We start from the raw sequence: 18,625 nt of genomic DNA on the forward strand, positions 1-18,625 counted from the left end.
CGGGCTGCAACGGTTTTAATGAACAGGGATTGGGAGGCTGACATGGCCGACAGGGTAAAAGTGCTGGTGGTGGGTCTGGGCAATATGGGCGCGTCGCACGCCAGCGCCTATCACCGCTCGGAAGGCTTTGAGATCGTTGGCATCATGAGCCGCTCGATCAAGAGCAATACCAAGATCCCGGCGGAACTGTCCGGCTATCCCCTCTACGAGGATTTCGACCGGGCGCTTGCGGAGACCAGGCCGGACGCCGTGTCGATCAACAGCTGGCCCAACACCCATGCCGAATACGCGCTGAAGGCGATAGCGGCCAATTGCCATGTGTTCATGGAAAAGCCGCTCGCCACCAACATCGAGGATGCCGAAAAGGTCGTCGCGGCCGCGCGTGCCAAGAACCGCAAGCTGGTGCTCGGCTACATCCTGCGCGTCCATCCCTCCTGGATAAAATTCATCGAGGTCGGCAAGACGCTGGGCAAGCCGCTGGTGATGCGCCTCAACCTCAACCAGCAGAGCAGCGGCAGCGCCTGGCACTGGCACAAGAACCTGATCGATTCGCTGATCCCGATCGTCGATTGCGGCGTGCATTATGTCGACGTGATGTGCCAATTGACCGGGGCGAAGCCGGTGCGCGTGCACGGCATCGGCGCCAAGCTCTGGGCGGAAGCCGACAAGCAGAATTACGGCCACCTCCACGTCACCTTCGATGACGGTTCTGTCGGCTGGTACGAGGCAGGCTGGGGCCCGATGATGAGCGAGACGGCCTATTTCGTGAAGGACGTGGTGGGGCCGAAGGGCGCGGTGTCGATCGTCGCCGGCCAGCAGGCGAGCAGCGCAGCGGAAGCGGCGGAGGTCTCGAACTCGGCCGATATCGACCGCCACACCAAGACCGACGCGCTGAAAATCCACTATGCGGCGGTCGACGCCGACAAGAACTTTTCGAAACCCGACGAGATCGTCAGCATGGAAGACGAGCCCGGCCACCAGGAGCTCTGCGACCGCGAGCAGGCCTTCTTCCTGCGCGCCATCCGCGAGGATCTCGATTTGACCGAACAGATGGACGCTGCCGTCAACAGCCTGCGCATCGTGCTCGCCGCCGAAAAGAGCATCGAATTGGGGCGGACGGTCGAGCTGGCCTGACGTAGCGGCAGCCCCCTCATCCGGCCGCTTCGCGGCCACCTTCTTCCCGTGGGGGAGAAGAGGGAGGCGCCAGCGCGGGACAGTTTCCTCTCCCCTCGGGGAGAGGTCAGCCGAGCGAAGCGGAGGCTGGGTGAGGGTAAGTCACGCAGCCATCGATCCATAAAAGGAGCAATACATGGCCGCCGTCACCGACAGTCTCTTGAAAACCTACGCGGACTCCGACGCGCTCGATCTGACCGCGCTGGTGCGTGGAGGCCAGGTCTCGCCGGCGGAACTGGTCGAGGCGGCGATCACGCTGGTCGAGCGGCTCAACCCGGCGCTGAACGCGGTTATCCACCGCCTCTACGACATGGCGCGCGCGCAGGCAGGCACCGTCGACAGATCGGCGCCCTTGGCCGGCGTGCCGTTCCTGCTCAAGGAACTGGCCTCGTCCTGGACCGGCGCGCCGAACACCAACTCTTGCCTCTACCTGAAAGATGTCGTCGCCGATTTCGACACCGAAGTCGTGCGCCGCATGAAGGCGGCGGGGCTGGTGCTGGTCGGCAAGTCGAACGCGCCGGAGAATGGCTGGTCGATCACGACCGAGCCAAAACTCTACGGCGTGACCAGGAACCCGTGGAAGGAAGGCATCACGCCAGGTGGCTCGAGCGGAGGCGCGGCGGCGGCCGTTGCTTCGCGCATGGTGCCGATCGCCGAGGCCAGCGACGGCGCCGGTTCGATCCGCATTCCGGCCTCCTGCTGCGGCATCGTCGGGCTGAAGCCGTCGCGCGGCCGCGTCAGCCTGGCACCGTTCGGCGACTATTGGTATGGCGGCGCCTATTTCCTGTGCTGCTCGCGCAGCGTGCGCGACACTGCGGCCTATCTCGACGCGGTGGCCGGCGCCTTGCCGGGCGACCCCTATACGCCGCCGGTCCCCGACGCCTCCTGGCTCAGCCTGTCGTCACTGGCGCCGAAGAAGCTGCGCATCGGCTTCACCGTCACCCCGCCCAACGGCACGGCCATCGATGCGGACGTGAAGGTGGCGGTGCTGGCGACCGTGGCGGCGTTGGAGCGGCTGGGACATGATGTCGAGGAACACGACATGCCGCTCGATGCCGATGCCGTGTGGGCCACCTACACCAACATGACCTGCGTGCAGACGGCGGCGACCTTCGGCTATCATGAAACGGTGATCGGCCGCCCGGTCACGCCTGATGATGTCGAACCAGTGACCTGGGCGATCATCGAACGCGGCCGTGCGACCAGCGGCATCAGGCACATCTCCGACGTCGAGCAGCTCAGGCAGGTCGGCCGCGACATCGTCGGCGACCTTTCGCCCTACGATCTCTTCGTCACCCCGACGCTGACGCAGCTGCCGCGTCCGTTCGGCTACTACGACATGTCGGAGACCGACATCGACCGCTACAACGCCAAATGGACTGATGCGGTGTTCGCCTTCCCCTTCAACATCTCGGGCCAGCCGGCGATCTCGCTGCCGCTCGGCTGGTCGAAAAACGGCGTGCCGATCGGGGTGCAGCTTGTCGGCCGCTATGGCGACGAGGCGACGGTGCTGGCGGCGTCGGCGCAGCTCGAACGGGAGCTGCCGTGGAGGGATCGGCGGCCGCCGGTGAGCGGTTAATCGCTCGCGGCAGGGCACCCATCGCCGAGTTCTGTGGCGACAAGAACCAGCCCTATCCTATCCTCTCCAACCGTCTCGGCAGCCGGTTCATCGCGACTGGCCCATCCGGCGTGATCAGGAACTGGTCCTCCAGGTTGAAGCTGGCGAGGCCGTCGATGTAGAGCGGGATCTCGAAGGCCAGCACCATGCCGGCTTCGACCAGGACATCGCCGTCGGCCGCAATGAACGGCCATTGCTCCGAGAACACAGACTGCCCGACACCGTGGCCGAAATGGCCACGGCGGTAGGAGCGCAGGCCTTGCCGCGCCAGGCTGTCGGTGGCGACGCGGTGCACATGGCCGATCGAATTTCCCGGCACGAGTGCCGCCAGCCCGTCCTCGAAGGCGCGCTCGGCAATCGCGTGCAGTTCGACCTGGTCGGCGGAAGCGGGGCCGAAAGTGAAGTTGCGTGACATGTCGGACGCATACCCGCCGACCGTGCAGACCATGTCGCATTTCAGCGGATCGCCGGGCATTGCCTTGGCATCGGCACCCTTGGCCCGGGCGCCGAGCGTCACATATTCCGCCGTCGCGACCGGATGGGAGAGGCCCGCCGCCGCCGCGGCCACGCCTTGCCGGTAGAGCGCGATGAGATCGGCCTGGCGCATGCCGGCCATCGCATCCACCTGCAGCCGCTCCAGCCCTGCTTCCGACAGGATGATGCCTTGCTGCAGGAGCTCGATCTCGCGTTGCGACTTGATCGCCCGCAGCCGATCCAAGACCGACGAGCCGTCGACCATCCGGCAATGCGGCAGCAGCGCCTGCATGGCCGCGAAATCGGCGGCCGGAACAAAGTCGAGGTCGACGCCGAGCGTTGCGCGCTCCAGTCCGAATTCGGCAAGCAAAGCTTGCAGTTGGCGCACCGAGCCGGCGAAATCGAAGCTGGCGGGGCGCGCGAAATCCGGCGCGCGGGCAAGCGAGACAAGGCCGGCCTCGATGCGCTCCGCCAGAAGAAGGCCGCGGGTTTCCGTCTCGACCGGCGCGGATTCGATCCAAATCGGGTGCGAACGCACCACCGCTTCGGGCGCTGCGATCCGCAGCTGCGCCGCGTTGAAATCCGCGACGACGACGCCGATCGGCAGGTCCTGCCGAGCCGGGATGACAACGAAGCCGGCGCCGGCACGCCGGAACAGCCCCGCCGGTCCGATCGACACGCTGGTCGCATAGTGGAAGGCCTCGGGCGCTGAGAGCACCAGCGCCTGCAGGCCGGCGCGCTGCATCAGTTGCGTCGCGCGCTGGCGGTCGACAAAGCCGGTCATGGTTCTCTCCGAATGGCTGAAGGGACATCGGAGCATTGCGGACGCGGACAATCAAGCGAGTTCCTTGGTGCCAACCAACGTCGTCATCCACGGGCGAAGCAGGAGCGAAGCTCCGTCGCGGAGACCCGAGGCTCCATGCCGCGACCTCGACATGAAGTGCAGCGGAGCAGAATTCTGTACCGTGGTGGCGCGTTGGAGTCCCAGCATGGATCCTCGGGTCTGCGCCGCGTCGCTACGCTCCTTGCTCCGCCCGTGGATGACGAAGTCGTGGGTGGCGCTCCGCCAATCGCAGGAGCATTCGATCCGTTCAGCAGCGCGCCCACCCCAACGCACGCCGAGCCCGCTACTTGATCGATTCCAGCTTGGCGATTGCCGCGGTGAAGCCGGCCAGCGAGACCGGGATGGTGACCGGCTTGCGGGTCACCGATTCCATGCCGATGTTGAGATTGGTTCCCGACTTCATCGCCTTGATCAGCTCCGGCGGCAGCGGCGTGGCGGCATAGGCGCCGTTCTGGTCGCTGGTCTGGATGGCGATCGTCGTCTTCTGGCCCTGATCGATCTGATAGCTGGCGCCGGAGGGCAGGAACAGCCCGTGCGGCAAAGCGAGCAGCATGGCGAGGGAGCCATTGCCGTTGTCGCGGCGCACGGTCACGGTCAGCACGCGCCGTCCGGTCTTGGCTTCGGTCAGGTTCTGCGACACCTGGCATTGAAGCTCGCTGTTGGCCGCGCCGCTTGAACAGTTCACCGCCCATGGATTGGCGTCGGCCGGCTTGGATTGAGCGGCCGGGGGCTGCGCCGGCTTGGCGTCCTCGGCAAGCGCCGGCCCGGCGACCGATGCGATCAGCCCCAAGGCGCCCAGTGCTGCGGCCATATTTAACAGATTAGCACGCGCTAAAATGGCAGCCATGTTCTTCATGCCCCCGCATTTTTCTCGATACGGCAGATATTTTCCCGCCGGCGGCTTGATACAATACTCCTGACTGTTCCGAAAGCCGCGCCCCGGCGAGGAGAGCCGGCAAAATTACTGTTGCGGTATAGCCACAGGTAAGAACTTTACGACGCAACAACAGCAGTCACGACGTTGGCGACTCGCTATACAATAGAATTCGCGCAAGAATTGGTGCGGGGGCGAGCAGTCCCCAAAGGGCGGCCAGGGATGGGAACTACCGAGACATCTCGGCAGGTTGAGGGCATGGCAGCGCGCGGGGAGGATTTCCGCGTGCGCATGGCCTATGGTCGTTCGCGTTTTGCAAGGCATCTCTGGAAGACGACGGCGCTTTCGACGCTGGCGCTGGCCCTGTCAGGCGTGGCCGCCTATGGCGGCGACGCCCTCTGGCAGCCGCAGATACGGGCCATCATCGGCGCCGACAACAATGGCGGCAACGCCGCGCTCGAAGGTTTCATCCCGATCAAGCAGACCGCCGAATCGGTGCTGTTCCTGGATGTCAGGGCCAAGCACGATTTCAAGGACGCGTTCGGCCAGGATGTCGGCCTGGGCATTCGCCGCATCGTCAATCCCGACCTGATGCTCGGCGGCTACGCCTATCTCAACGTCGAGAACTACAACTCCAACCAGTTCACGTCAGCCACGCTGGGCGCCGAGGCCATCACCCCGCATTTCGACGCGCATGTGAACGTGTTCGTGCCGATCAAGGGTGACACGACGGACCATTCGGTCTCCTCGACCCTGTCGATGGTCTCGAACCAGTTGATCGAGCAGATCTCGGTGCTCGACCATCGCGACTACGCGGCCTGGGGCATAGAGGGCGAGGTCGGCGCCCGGGTGCCGCTCAACCTGCCCGACAAGCATTCGCTGCGTCTCGACATAGGCGGCTACCATTTCGAGGATCCGCATGGCGACGACGGCAGCGTCACCGGCGTCAAGGCCGGCATCGAATATGAGATCGGCGATGTCTTCGGCACCGGAACGTCGCTGACCTTCACGGGCGAGGTACGCAACGACAACCGCGACGACACCCAGTTCGCCGGCAGCGTGCGGCTGAACATCCCGTTCAATCCCGGCCAAGGCGGCGCGGACGGCGGGCCGGAGCCGGTCTATCCGGTCAGCGAAGGCCTGCGCAAGCGCGTCAACGAGCGGGTGCGCGGCGACATCGGCGTCAGGATCCAGTCGCAGGACTCGATCGGCGGCACGACGACCCGCGTCGCCATCAACGCCGCCACCAATGCGGCCTTCGGCAAGTTCTACTACGCCGATGGCGGCCTGGCCGGCGCCGGCACGCTGGCCGACCCGACGACGCTGGACGACGCGGTGACCAAAGCCGGCAGCGGCGGCTTCGTGGTGGCGCTGGGCGGCAACGGCAACATCACCACCACCGGCACGACGCTCGCCAACGGCCAGACCGTGATCGGCGGCGGCCAAAGCGTCACCGCGAAGCTTTTCGGCGGCGGCACCGGCACCTTCAACCTGGGCGGCAGCGACGGCACCATCCAGGGCACCAATGTCGCCAACAACGTCATCACGCTCGGCAACGGCAACACGCTGAACGGTATCACCATCACCGGCGGCGCCGACGGCATCTTCGGCAACAACATCACCGGCGCCACGCTGACCAATGTCACGGTGACGGGCGCCGGCGGCAACGGCGCCGCCTTCACCGGCACCTCGACCGGCATCACCGGTTCCAATTTCACCGCCACCGGCAACGGCCTCGACGGCCTGCACATCGAAGGCGACGGCACCTACAATTTTACCGGCACGACACTGCTGCAGGGTAATGGCGACGACGGGCTCGATGCCAGCGGTCATGGCACCTATACATTCGCGACGCTCAACGCGAAGGACAATGCCGACCGCGGCATAACCGTTCAGGGCACCTCGACCTCAGGCAGCTTCACCACCACCGGCGGCACCGTGTCGGGCAATGGCGGCACCGCCGTCTTCATCGATCCGATCACCGCGCATGTGGTGCTCGATTCGATCACGCAGGACCATGGCACATCGGGCGTGGTGCTCGACCAGGTCTCGGGCAGCTTCACCGTCAACGGCAAGACGACGATCTCGGACACGACGGGCCCGGCGATCGCCATTTCCAATTCGCCGGCGGCGATCCGCTTCGGCGATATCGATATCAGCGCTCCCGCCGGCGACGGCATCTCGTTTGCCGGCGTCAACGCGGCGGTGGTGGCCGGCGACATCGTCATCTCCGGCCTGGGCGTCGGCACCGGGCTCGACTTCTCCGGCAGCCATACGAATTTCACCGCGCAGTCGCTCAACATCACCGGCACCGGTGCGGCCGGCTCGATCGGCATCGACCTCGCCTCGCCGAGCTCGGGCGGGGCAACGATCGTCATCACCGATGGCGGCGCGATCACGGGCGTCGACACCGGCGTGCACTTCGGCATTTCCGGCTCGCTCGCCAATTCGGCCAATGCCGAATTCAGCTTCGGCGGCGGTTCGATATCAGGCATCACCGCTTCGCTCGACGCGCGCGGCCTCAACCAGACGCTCGGCCACTACGCCTTCGGTTCGACGACGTTCACGGGTCCGCAGCTGTTCGACGTGCAGAACGTCATCTTCGTCGGCGCCGCCGCGACCGGCTCGGGCACCGGCTCCTCGCTGCTCGACCTCGCCTCGATCGCCACGGCCGATGCCAACACCGACGGCACCGCGATCTTCGTGCTGGTCAATCGCGGCACGGCCATCGACGACGCCGACGGATTCTCGCTGAGCGCCGGCCAGACGCTGGCCTCGTTCGGCAACGGCCGGACCTTCTCGCTCGGCGGCATTCCGGTCAACGTGACGGGCGACAATGTCGCGCACACCACCGCCATCTCGGACGCGGGCGGCGCGGCGACGCTGACCAGTTCGGCCGGCACCGACACCGTCACGCTGGCCAACGACACCGCGCTGCTCGATTTCAACGTGGCGAACGCCAATCCGGGTGGCGGCAACGGCATCCATGGCAACAACGTCACCGGCGTCACGATAAGCGGCGTCAGCGTCAGCGGCGCCGGCCTGGACGGGCTGCTGTTCGAAGGCGTCAGCAATGTCAGCGCCAGCAATGTGACCTCGAGCGACAACGCCGGCGCCGGCCTGCGTATCGACGGCGACGGCACCTATGCCTTCAACGGCACGACAGCGCTTTCGGGCAATGGCGGCGGCGGACTGTTCGTCGACGGCGACGGGACTTATGCCTTCCAAACGCTGAATGCGTCCGACAATCTCGGCTTCGGCGTCAGCGTCATGTCCACCGCCGGTACGCTGCGCACCACCGGCGGCACGATATCGGGCAATGACGGAGGCGCTATCGCCGTGTTCGGCGCCAACCTCGACGTCACGCTGGATAGCCTCTCGCAGGACAGCATCAGCGGCAATGGCCTGTACGGCGCCTTGCTTGTCGGCGTATCGGGGAACTTCGCCGTGTCCGGCGCGACGACGGTCAGCGACGTTGTAGGCGGCGGTGTGATCATCGCCAACAGCACCGCCGATTTCAATTTCGGCAGCGTCGACATCTCGAATATCGCGTTCGGCGGCGGCATCCTCGTGCAGGGTACCACCGGCGCCGTCACGTTCGGCGGGCCGGTCAACATCACCAATGTCGGCTCGGCCGGCATCCAGGTCGACGACAGCAGCGGGCCGGTGACCTTCGCCGCGCCGGTCGATATTTCGCAGACCTTCGGTCCTGGTATTTCGCTCGGCTTCTTCGCAGGCAATTCGGGTGCGGTCTCGTTTGGCGACGTGACGATCGATCAGCCGTCCGACGGCATTTCGGTCAAGCATGTCAACGGCGCCATCAGCTTCGGCAATGTCGACATTACCAACCTGTGCAGTTGCTCCGCCATCGGCCTCGACCTGTCGGACAGCACCTCGGTCTTCACCGCCGCCACGCTCGACGTTTCGGGTCCCGCCGGTTCGACCGGCATTGACCTCTCCGGCACCGTTGGCGGTTCGGTGACGATCGGCAGCGGCGTTATTTCCACCGACACCGGCGTCCAGATGGGCACCAACGGCCTTGCGGGAACTACCGCCAACACGGCGTTCTCGTTCGGCGCGGCCGGGGGCGCGTCGATTACCGGCGTCACCGCCTCGCTCGACATGCGCGGCCTGCTGCCCGGCAGCGGCACCTATGCTTTCAACGGCACGCACCTGGTCGGGCCGCAGCTGTTCGACGTCGCCAATGTCGTCTATGTCGGTTCCACCGACACCGGAACCGGCGACGGATCGAGCGTCGCCAACCTGATCAATGCCGCAGCGGCCGACGACCTGACCACCAACGCCAACACGACCTTCGTGCTGGTCAAGACGGCGGCCGTGCAGACCACCGACACCGATGCCGACGGCTTCACCCTGGCCAGCGGCCAGTCGCTCGTTTCCTTCGCCAATGCCGGGACCGTCGATCTGGGCGGGCCGCCCGCGAACGTCACCGGCGCCGAGGTCGTCACCGGCGTGACGATGAGCGATCCGACGGGCTTCGGCGGCGCGACGCTGAACAACGGCGCCGGCAACACCATCGACCTCGCCAGCGGCAACACCGTCTCCAACCTCAGCGTCAACAGCTCGTTCCTGGCGATCGACGGCACGGCGTCGATCAACGGTCTCACCAGCACCGGCGTGACGATCCTGGGCGCGACGATCGGGCTTTACCTCGGCAGCTCGTCGGGCGCGATCACTGTCAACGATCTGACCATCCAGGGGTCGGTGCCGACCGGCGTCGTGCTGGCCAACACATCCGCGACGGTCGACTTCACCGGCACCACGACGATCGCCGGCGGGAGCAATATCGCGCTGCTGGTCAATAATTTCGGCGGCACCGCCAATTTCGCCGATCTCGACATATCAGGCGGCAGCGGCCTCGGCGTCGTGATCCTCAACGGCTCGAGCGGAAGCCTGACCTTCGGGGCGCCCAGCTCCATCGCCAACACCGGCGGCAGCGCGATCGTTATCGGCAGTTCGTCGGCCGACGTCACCTATGACGGCACGATCAACCAGAGCAGCGCGGCAAAAGCCGTCAGGATCGACGGCACCACCGGCGGCCTGATCACATTCGGCGGCGCCATCACTTCGACCGGCACCGGCGGCCTCTTCGATATCGGGGAGATAACCGCTCCCACCGACACCGCGATCCGCTTCACGGGTCCGCTGACGGCGACCGGCGGCGGCGGCGCGTCGATCACCAGCCTTGGCGCCGACTCGACATTCGAGGTCAGCGGCACGCTGTCGATCACCGGCGCGACGGGCGCCGCGCTGTCCATCTCGAACGCGGCCGGCAGCGCCACCTTCGGCACGACTAATGTGACGCTGGGCGCGAACAGCAATGCCGGCATCGATTTCTCCGGCACCAATAACGACGTCAGCTTCGGCACGACCACCGTCAGCGGCCTCGGCGCGGGCGCCAGCCAGACCGCCATCGACTTCTCCGGCTCGGCCACGACGGCCGATTTCGGGCTGACGGCGATCACCGGAAACGACGCCGCGAGCTCGCGCGGCATCGACCTGTCCTCGACGACAGCCAACCGCACCATCACCTTCCTGACCGGGTCGTCGATCTCAGGCGCCGGCATCGGCGTCGATCTGTCGGCCGGCCAGACGGCGGCGACCAGCGCCAACGCCAGCTTCACCTTCGGCGACGGCGAATTCGCCGACGCCAACGGCCGCAATTCGACAATCACTGCGGCGGCGGGCAATTTCACCGTCAACACCGTCGGTCTCGCCGCGCTCGGCAATTATGATTTCGATGACGTGCTCTTCACCGGCAGCGCGAATCTGGCCAGCGCCGTCGGCGGGGTGTTCATGGTGTCGCAAAATGGCGGCGTCATCGCCGCCGGCTCATTTGGGCTCAGTACGTCAGTCAATACCGTCTCGGTTGCCGATGCCGATCTGAAGACCGGCACCCAGACCTTTGCCTTCGTCGGCACGGTCGACCTCAGCGGCACGCCGTTCACGCTCGATTCCGGCCAGTCGATCACCGGCTTCGGCAACGGCAACGCCATCACCACGACCGGCACCATCCAGCCGGTGAACGTGCAGGGCAATCTCGGCGCCACCGGCGGCGATGTCACCGGCGACGAGGGCGTGGTCAAGAGCACGGGCAGCGATACCCTGCATCTGCTCGGCAGCAACCAGGTGCGCAACACCGCCTTCGATTTCACCGGCGGCAGCGGCTCGATCTTCACCATCGACCAGAGCGCGGGCAGCTTCAACAATGCCGGCGGCATCGTCATCGAAGGCGTCACGGTCGGCAATGTCGGCGCCGGCCAGACGGCGTTCAAGGTCGCCGGCCTCGACAGCAATTTGTCGATCACCAACAACAACGTCAACGTCGCCGGCACGCTGCTCGACGTCAACGGCGGCGCCGGCAACATCACCGTGACGCGCGGCACTTTGCCCAACAGCGGGCCGGCCGGCACGCTGACCGGCGGCGGCATCTCGATCGCCAATCACGGCGGCGGTCTGATCAATTTCACCGACAAGGTGACTGTTGGCGGCAACGGCGTCTCGCTCACCAACAACGCCGGCACCACCATCAACTTCACGGATGTGGACATTTCCACGAACGGCGTGACAGCGTTCAGCGCCAGCGGCGTCGGCACGGTCAATGTCCTGACGGGTACAGTCAATGCCACCAACGCACAGGCGGTGGCCCTCGACGGCATCGCCGGCAACATCAATTTCGCCTCGACCAGCGCGTCGTTCGGTTCCGGCAGCGGCATCGACCTGCAGAACCTCAGCGGCACGTTCAATTTCGGCACCGGCACGCTGACCAACACCGGTTCGGGCACGGCCTTCAATGTCGGCTCGGGCACCAATGCGAGCGGCGGCAACGCGAACATATCCTACGCCGGCGCCATCGTCAGCAACGGCACCGGCGCGGCGGTCTCGATCCAGGAACTGACCGGCGGTTCTGTGACGCTGTCGGGCATCCTGACCGATGGCCTTGCGGGCGCCGGCGGCAATATCGTCGTTGCCGGCATCGACAACGGCACGGCGGCGACGGTCACCTTCTCCGGCACGACCAAGCAGATCAGCTCGGGCGCGATCGCCGCCGTCAGCCTGCTCGATAATCCGGACGCCACGATCGGCTTCACCGACGGCGGGCTCGCCCTGACGACGACAACCGGGACGGGCTTCCTCGTTGGGAGCAGCATCCTCACGGTGACCGGCGCCGGCAACACCATCAATTCCGGCGCTGATGGACTGGTGCTGGCCGGCGGCACCAATGTCCGCAGCGCCGGCGTCACCTTCGACAGCATCTCGGCGGTGTCCACCAGTACCGCCGCTGGCGTGTTGATAGTCGGTGTCAACCTTGGCGGCGATGTCAACATCGGCGGCCTGACGGATAAGGGATACATCGGCGTCTATTTGGGCAGCGTGACCGGCACCGGGGGAGTCAATTTCACTGGAACGTCCGATTTCGACGTCAGCAACGCAGCTCTCCAGTTCGTTGGCGAGGTCGGCACCGTCAACATCGCCAATATCGCGGGGTCCAGCCTAACCATCGACGGCGGTGCGACCGGCGTTTGGTTCAACGGCGTGCAGGGCGGCAGCGTCAACATCGGCGGCAATGGCGGAGCCGCCAGCATCGGCGCGACGACAAGCACGGTCGATCGGGCAATAGCGCTCGACAGCAATACCGGTGGCGCGCTCAATTACAACGGTTCGATCAACGTCACCGGTGGCAGTGTGGTGGGCGTCCCCTTCACCGACCTGTCCACCCTCAACCTAAGCGGTTCGGTCACTTCGACCACGGCATCCACGGCCTTCGATTTCGCCGGCGCCGACGGCAGCTACACGATTTCGAGTACCATCGAGCATACCGGCGGCCGAGGCGTCGCCGTCGATGGCGCATCGGACGGAACGATTACCTTCTCCGGCACGTCGAAGACATTCGACACCGGCATCAATGATGCCATCTTCAAGGCTCCCAGCTTGGACCTGCTGCAAGGCACAGGCACATTGGCCTTCGCCAATGGCGGTCTTGCCATCACCACGACCAGCGGTACCGGGTTCAACGCCAGCACCTTCAACGCTGGCACGATCAGCGTCATCGGCAGCAACAACACGATCACCGCGCAGAGCGGAACGGCGCTCAACCTCGACGGCGCGACGGTCGGCGCGGGCGGCATCAACTTCAGCTCCATCTCGGTCAACGGCGCGGCGACCGGCGTTGCGCTCGACGACGTCTCCGGCGGCGCCATCAACCTAGGCACGGTCAACCTGCTGGGTATCACTTCGCGCGGCGTCGACGTTTCGACCACGCTCGGTTCGACGCTGAATTTCGCCAGCCTGAACGTCGGGCTGGGTGCCGACAACGCGATCGGCCTCGACCTGAATGGTGCCCTGCTCGGCGCCAGCACCATCACGGCTGATGATTTCGACGTCGCCGGCGGCGGCTTCGCCGGCACGCTCGGCATCGACATGGCGTTCACGACGGGCACCGGCACGATCCAGCTCGGTGACACCGCAAACAATAGCGGGCCCTCATCGACCATCAGTAATGTCGCGCAGGGCGTTCAGTTCAACAGCTTCACCAGCGCTAGGCTTGTCTTCGGCGACGGTCAGGGCCCGGCCGAGTCCACGATCGCAACCTTCGGCGGCGGCCAGGTCATCCACGCGACCGACACGCTGCCGACCAATGGCGACTACAATTTCAACGACGTCAATTTCACCGGCGACATCTCGAACCTGTCAGCGTACAAGGTCTACTACGTCACCACCGACGCCACCGTCGGCGGAGACGGCAGCTTCCTCAATCCAGGCACCTATGCCAACGCCCAGGCGTCCACGGCCAATGTCATCGTGCTGATCGACAAGAACGGCACCGGTAGCCAGGAAACGATCGACCTGAGCGGCACGTCGTTCCAGCTCGATGACGGGCAGGTGTTGCTCGCCTTCGGGCAAAACGATACGGCCATCGATGTCTCGCAGCTCGGTGTCGACACCAGCAGCGGCGCGTCGGCGGCATTCCATTTCAGCACGGTGCAGAATTCGCCGATCATCGCCGCACCGATCGGCATCGACACGCTGCGGCCGATCCTGCAGAGCAACACTGCTGGCTCGGTGATCACATTGGCGACCACTGGTCCCAGCCCGACTACCGGCGGCATCGAGAATCTCATCATCCGCAACACCGGCACCGGCGCCGGTGTTGCCGTCGATGCGTCGGCCGCGTCGAGTTTCTTCCTCCGCAACAACGACATATCAGCCGGCGGCAGGGCGCTCGACTTCTCCACGACCGGCGCGGCGGCCAACACGCTGCTGCTTTCGATCGACGGCAATACGCTGCGATCGACGGGATCCGCGCTGGCCGCGTTCTTCGCCGGCCAGAACATCAACGCGACGGACAATTCGATCGCCATCCGCTCCTTCGCCGGCAACACGGTCGTCGGCGGCACCGGCGGCGGCATTGCCTTCGACGACGTCACGTTCGATTCCACTGGCGCCGGCGGCACGGTCAGCGTGGGCACGCTCGACGTCGGCACATCAGGCGCGCGCGTCCAGGGCAACGGCCTTGCCTTTACCAGCACCAGCGGCACGCTCGATCTCGGCACGTTCACCACGTTCAATGATGGCGGCACGGGCGTCCTCGTCGATACCAAGGGCCCCCCGGCCACAACCTTTGCGTTGAACAGCAGCGGGGGCACGGTCGACACCATCAACGGCGTGGCGTTCAATCTCGATCCGCTGACCGTCAACATGGTCGTAAACAGCGTCACCGCCAGCGGCGGCGCCAGCGGCATCATCTTCGACGGCGTCGCCGGCAACTTCACCGTCACGGGCGCGACCACCGTCACCGGCACGACGGGCGCAGGCATCAGTTCCAACGCCAGCAATCCCACTGGCACCTTCAATTTCAACACGGTGACGGTAAAGAACACGGCCTCAACGGGCGGCGGCATCGGCTGGGAGAGCGGCACGCTCAACGTCGGCGGGCTCGCCGACATAGATACGACCAGCGGAGCTGGCCTGTTCCAGGGCGGCGGCACGACCAGCTTCAACGGCGGGCTGACAATCGACACCACCACCGGCGCTGGCATTACCGGCCCCGGCGGGACGATCAACATCATCGCCACCGCCGGCAGCGAAACGGTGAATTCCACCAGCTACAAGGCGATCGATCTCACCAATGCCGCTCTCGACATCGCGCTCGACTCGACGTCATCCGGTGGCGGCGGTGTCGTCCTGACCAATGTCACCGGCGCCGCCAGCCTCGGCACCGGCACGCTGAGCGGCGGCGGTGGCACGGCATTCAGCGTCGGCGGTGGCACCGTAAGCACCACCTATGGCGGCAGCATCACCCAGGCGAGCAACACGGCTCTGGTGTCGGTTTCAGCAGGCCATACGGGCACGCTGACCTTCTCAGGCACGCTGTCGGCAACCAACGGCACCGGCCTGCAATTCGACAATGCCGACGGCGCCTACAATTTCAACGGCACGACGACCTTGAATGGCGGCGACGCCGGCATCGATATCGTCAACAATTCGGGCGGCACGTTCAACTTCGGCACCAGCACCTCGATCGTCAACCCGAACAGCACGGCCTTCAACGTCGACGCAAGCGCGGCGAACGTCACCTATAGCGGCAACATCACCCAGGCCGGCAATGCCGCGCTAATCGCCATCGCCGGCCACACCACGGGAACGATCACCTTCCAGACCGGCACGCTGTCGGCAACCAACGGCACCGGCCTGCAGTTCGACAATGCCGACGGCATCTACAATTTTAACGGCACGACGACGCTGAATGGCGGCAATGCCAGCGTCGACATCCTCAACGGCTCGAGTGGCACGTTCGGCTTCGGCACCGCCGCCTCCATCACCAGTCCGAGCGGAACCGCGTTTAACGTCAACGGCGGCAACGCCACCGTGACCTATGCCGGCACGATCACGCAAGGTATGGGCGGCCAGCGCCTGATCGTCGTTGCCGACACCACCGGCGGCACGGTGAACTTCACCACCGCCCTGGCGAACGGCCTCAACGATACCGCCGGCACCGGCATCGTGATCGATGGCGCGGCGGGCAACGTCGCCATCAACAATGCCAGCCTCTCGGGCACGCGCGGCATCACTATCCTCGGCGACGCGGCGAACAACGCGACCGGAACGTACACCTTCAACAATGTTGCGATCGACACCGCCACAGGTGCCGGCAATGACGCTTTCGTCGTCGACGGCGACCAGGGCACGCCGGCTAACGACGACGTCAGCGCCATCGTCAACCTCAACAATGTCGACATCACCAATCCTGGCGGCAATGTCGCCAACATCCGCGGCATGGCTGCCGGCTCCGTCAACTTCGATGCCGCAAGCTCCATCACCCGAAACGATGGCGGGCTGGGCATCGTCGCGCTCAGCAATGCTGGCGGCATTATCAATTTCGGCGGCGCGGTGAAGACGCTCTCGACCGGCATCAACGCCGCCGTGCTTCTGACCAGCAACGCAGGCACGGCCATCAACTTCACCAATGGCGGCCTGGCGATCACCACCGCCAGCGGCATCGGCTTCGGCGCCTCGGGCGGCGGCACGGTGAGCGTCACCGGCTCCGGCAACACGATTTCGACCGGCAGCGGCGCGGCGGTCGACATGGACACCGTCGCTCTCGGCGCCGGCGGCATGACCTTCGCTTCCACGAACACGAGCGCCGGTGGCGGCAGCGCCGTGATCCTCGACACCGTTACCGGCGGACCGGTCAACCTCGGCGGTGGCGCGCTGGTCGGCGGCGGCAGTGCCACGATCCGCATCGGCGACGGTGCGGGCGGCGCCAACACCGGCGGCACGGCGGCTTTCACCTATGCCGGCACCATCACCAGCGGAACCGGCCAGGCGGTCAATATCCAGGATCGCGCCGCAGGCGCCGGCAACATCACGCTGTCGGGCAACATCAGCCACAATGTGGCCGGCCAGACCGGCATCCTGCTGGACGACAACACCGCCGGCACGATTACTTTCTCTGGTGCCTCCAAGTCGATCACGTCGGGCAGCGCGGCCGGAGTCAACCTGACCGACAACACCGGCGCGACGATCAACTTCACCAATGGTGGACTGGCGATCACCACCACCAGCGGCATCGGCTTCGGCGCCACGGGCGGCGGCACGGTGACAGTGACAACCGGCGCCAATCCGAACACGATCACGTCCGGTACCGGCACCGCGCTCAACGTCGCCAACACGGCGATCGGCGCGAGCGGCCTCACATTCCGCAGCATTTCGTCCAACGGCGCGGCCAATGGCATCGTGCTCAACAACACCGGCATGAGCGGCGGGCTGACGGTGACGGGCGATGGCGGCGGCTCGAACAACGGCTCGGGCGGCACGATCCAGAATGCGAGCGGCGACGGCATCAGCCTGATCTCGACCCAGGACGTCCACCTCGCCTATATGAACGTGATCAACAATCTGGGCGACGGCATCGGCGGCTCGGGCATAAACGGCCTGGTGCTGAACCGGCTCAATATTTCGGGCAACGGCAACGACGCGGCGACCGACGAGTCCGGCATCAACATAACGCAGTTGACCGGAACCGCCTCGAACGGCGCACATGCGACTTCGATCAGCAATTCCGTGATCAGCAACAACAACGAGTTCGAAATTCAAATCTCGAACGCTTCCGGCACGCTGACGAATCTGCAGCTCATCAACAACACGATTTCGGCGAACGGCCTGGCGATCAACGGCAATGCCAGCTCGCCGCACGGCAACCTCGTCAACTTCCTCGGCACCGGGACGTCCGTGATGGGCCTCACCGCGACCGGTGGCACATTCACCGGCAACACCGTCTCGGATGCGACGCATATCATCACCGGAACCGGCATCTTCGGCAATTCCGGCGGCACCAGCATGACGGTGAACGTGTCGGGAGCGACGTTCACCAACAACAATGCGGGCGTGGACGTCTCCACCGACCCGGCCGCGACCTCGCTTACCTTCGACATCGAGAACAACACGTTCATTGGCCAGCGTTCGACGGCGATCAATCATTTCGACAATGGCAACGGGCCTTTCAACAGGACGGTGAACGGCACGATCAGGAACAACATCATCGGCAACAACGCGGTGACCAATTCCGGCTCGCAGGTCGGTACGGGCATCAGCATCCAGAACGAAGGTGCCATCAACGGCAAATATCTGATCGACGGCAATCAGATCTACCAGATCGCGTCGGCCCCTGGAGTTAGCGTCAATGTGGGCTTTGGCGGCCAGGCAACGGGCGGCGGCGAGACCGACGTCACCATCACCAACAACATCTTCGACCATATCAACGGCAGCCGCGCGATCACCATCCAGGATAACCAGCAAGCGGGCTTCGGACCTTTCCCGACCATCTGGGCCAATGTGCAGGGCAACTCCTTCGCGAACGTAGCGGGACAAGCCGGTAATGGCCAGTTCATGCGCATTCGACAGCTCGCCGGTACGGTGAACGTGACGCAGGGCACGCCGACAGTCGGCAACACCGCCACGGAACTGGACAATGCCAATGGCTCGACCGACCCGACCTTGTTCAACCTATCCGGGACGGTGACGTTCTCGGCTGGCGCCCCGCCGCTGCCGACGATCAATCCTCTGCCCTGAGTCGACCGGCCAAGGCAGAAAGATGGCGTTTAACAGCGTCAGCTAAAAA

General features: G+C 65.2%; 5 protein-coding genes. 3 read left to right on the forward strand and 2 right to left on the reverse strand.

The features are described 5' to 3' along the window. Positions 1-42: 42 nt before the first annotated feature. A complete protein-coding gene (locus tag LB532_RS02665; RefSeq protein ID WP_140639541.1) occupies positions 43-1,134 on the forward strand; it encodes a Gfo/Idh/MocA family protein in 1,092 nt (363 codons plus the stop codon). Between the two features lie 175 nt (positions 1,135-1,309). Further along, positions 1,310-2,752: an amidase gene (locus LB532_RS02670; RefSeq protein WP_140639540.1), complete on the forward strand. Its 1,443-nt coding sequence runs from the start codon at positions 1,310-1,312 to the stop codon at positions 2,750-2,752. Between the two features lie 52 nt (positions 2,753-2,804). On the opposite strand, the gene LB532_RS02675 is transcribed toward LB532_RS02670, so the two are convergent. Together LB532_RS02675 and LB532_RS02680 are read right to left on the reverse strand one after the other, a co-directional pair. Next, entirely contained in the window at positions 2,805-4,049 is a 1,245-nt protein-coding gene (locus LB532_RS02675; protein ID WP_140639539.1) for a M24 family metallopeptidase, read from the reverse strand. 343 nt (positions 4,050-4,392) lie between these two features. Then, positions 4,393-4,920, reverse strand: a complete 528-nt coding sequence (locus LB532_RS02680; protein WP_224556333.1) for an invasion associated locus B family protein — start codon at positions 4,918-4,920, stop codon at positions 4,393-4,395. Between the two features lie 321 nt (positions 4,921-5,241). Between LB532_RS02680 and LB532_RS02685 the strand changes: the two genes are divergently transcribed. Then, on the forward strand, positions 5,242-18,576 hold the full coding sequence (locus LB532_RS02685) for a right-handed parallel beta-helix repeat-containing protein (RefSeq protein ID WP_140639536.1): 13,335 nt from the start codon (positions 5,242-5,244) through the stop codon (positions 18,574-18,576). The last annotated feature ends 49 nt before the right edge of the window (positions 18,577-18,625 follow it).

The organism is Mesorhizobium sp. ESP-6-2 (assembly GCF_020164675.1).
GTDB lineage: Bacteria > Pseudomonadota > Alphaproteobacteria > Rhizobiales > Rhizobiaceae > Mesorhizobium.

Bases quoted from the DNA above. Each gene is read 5' to 3' on its own strand.
- LB532_RS02665 (WP_140639541.1), top strand. From the start codon at position 43: ATGGCCGACAGGGTAAAAGTGCTGGTGGTGGGTCTGGGCAATATGGGC.
- LB532_RS02670 (WP_140639540.1), top strand. From the start codon at position 1,310: ATGGCCGCCGTCACCGACAGTCTCTTGAAAACCTACGCGGACTCCGAC.
- LB532_RS02675 (WP_140639539.1), bottom strand. From the start codon at position 4,049: ATGACCGGCTTTGTCGACCGCCAGCGCGCGACGCAACTGATGCAGCGC.
- LB532_RS02680 (WP_224556333.1), bottom strand. From the start codon at position 4,920: ATGGCCGCAGCACTGGGCGCCTTGGGGCTGATCGCATCGGTCGCCGGG.
- LB532_RS02685 (WP_140639536.1), top strand. From the start codon at position 5,242: ATGGCAGCGCGCGGGGAGGATTTCCGCGTGCGCATGGCCTATGGTCGT.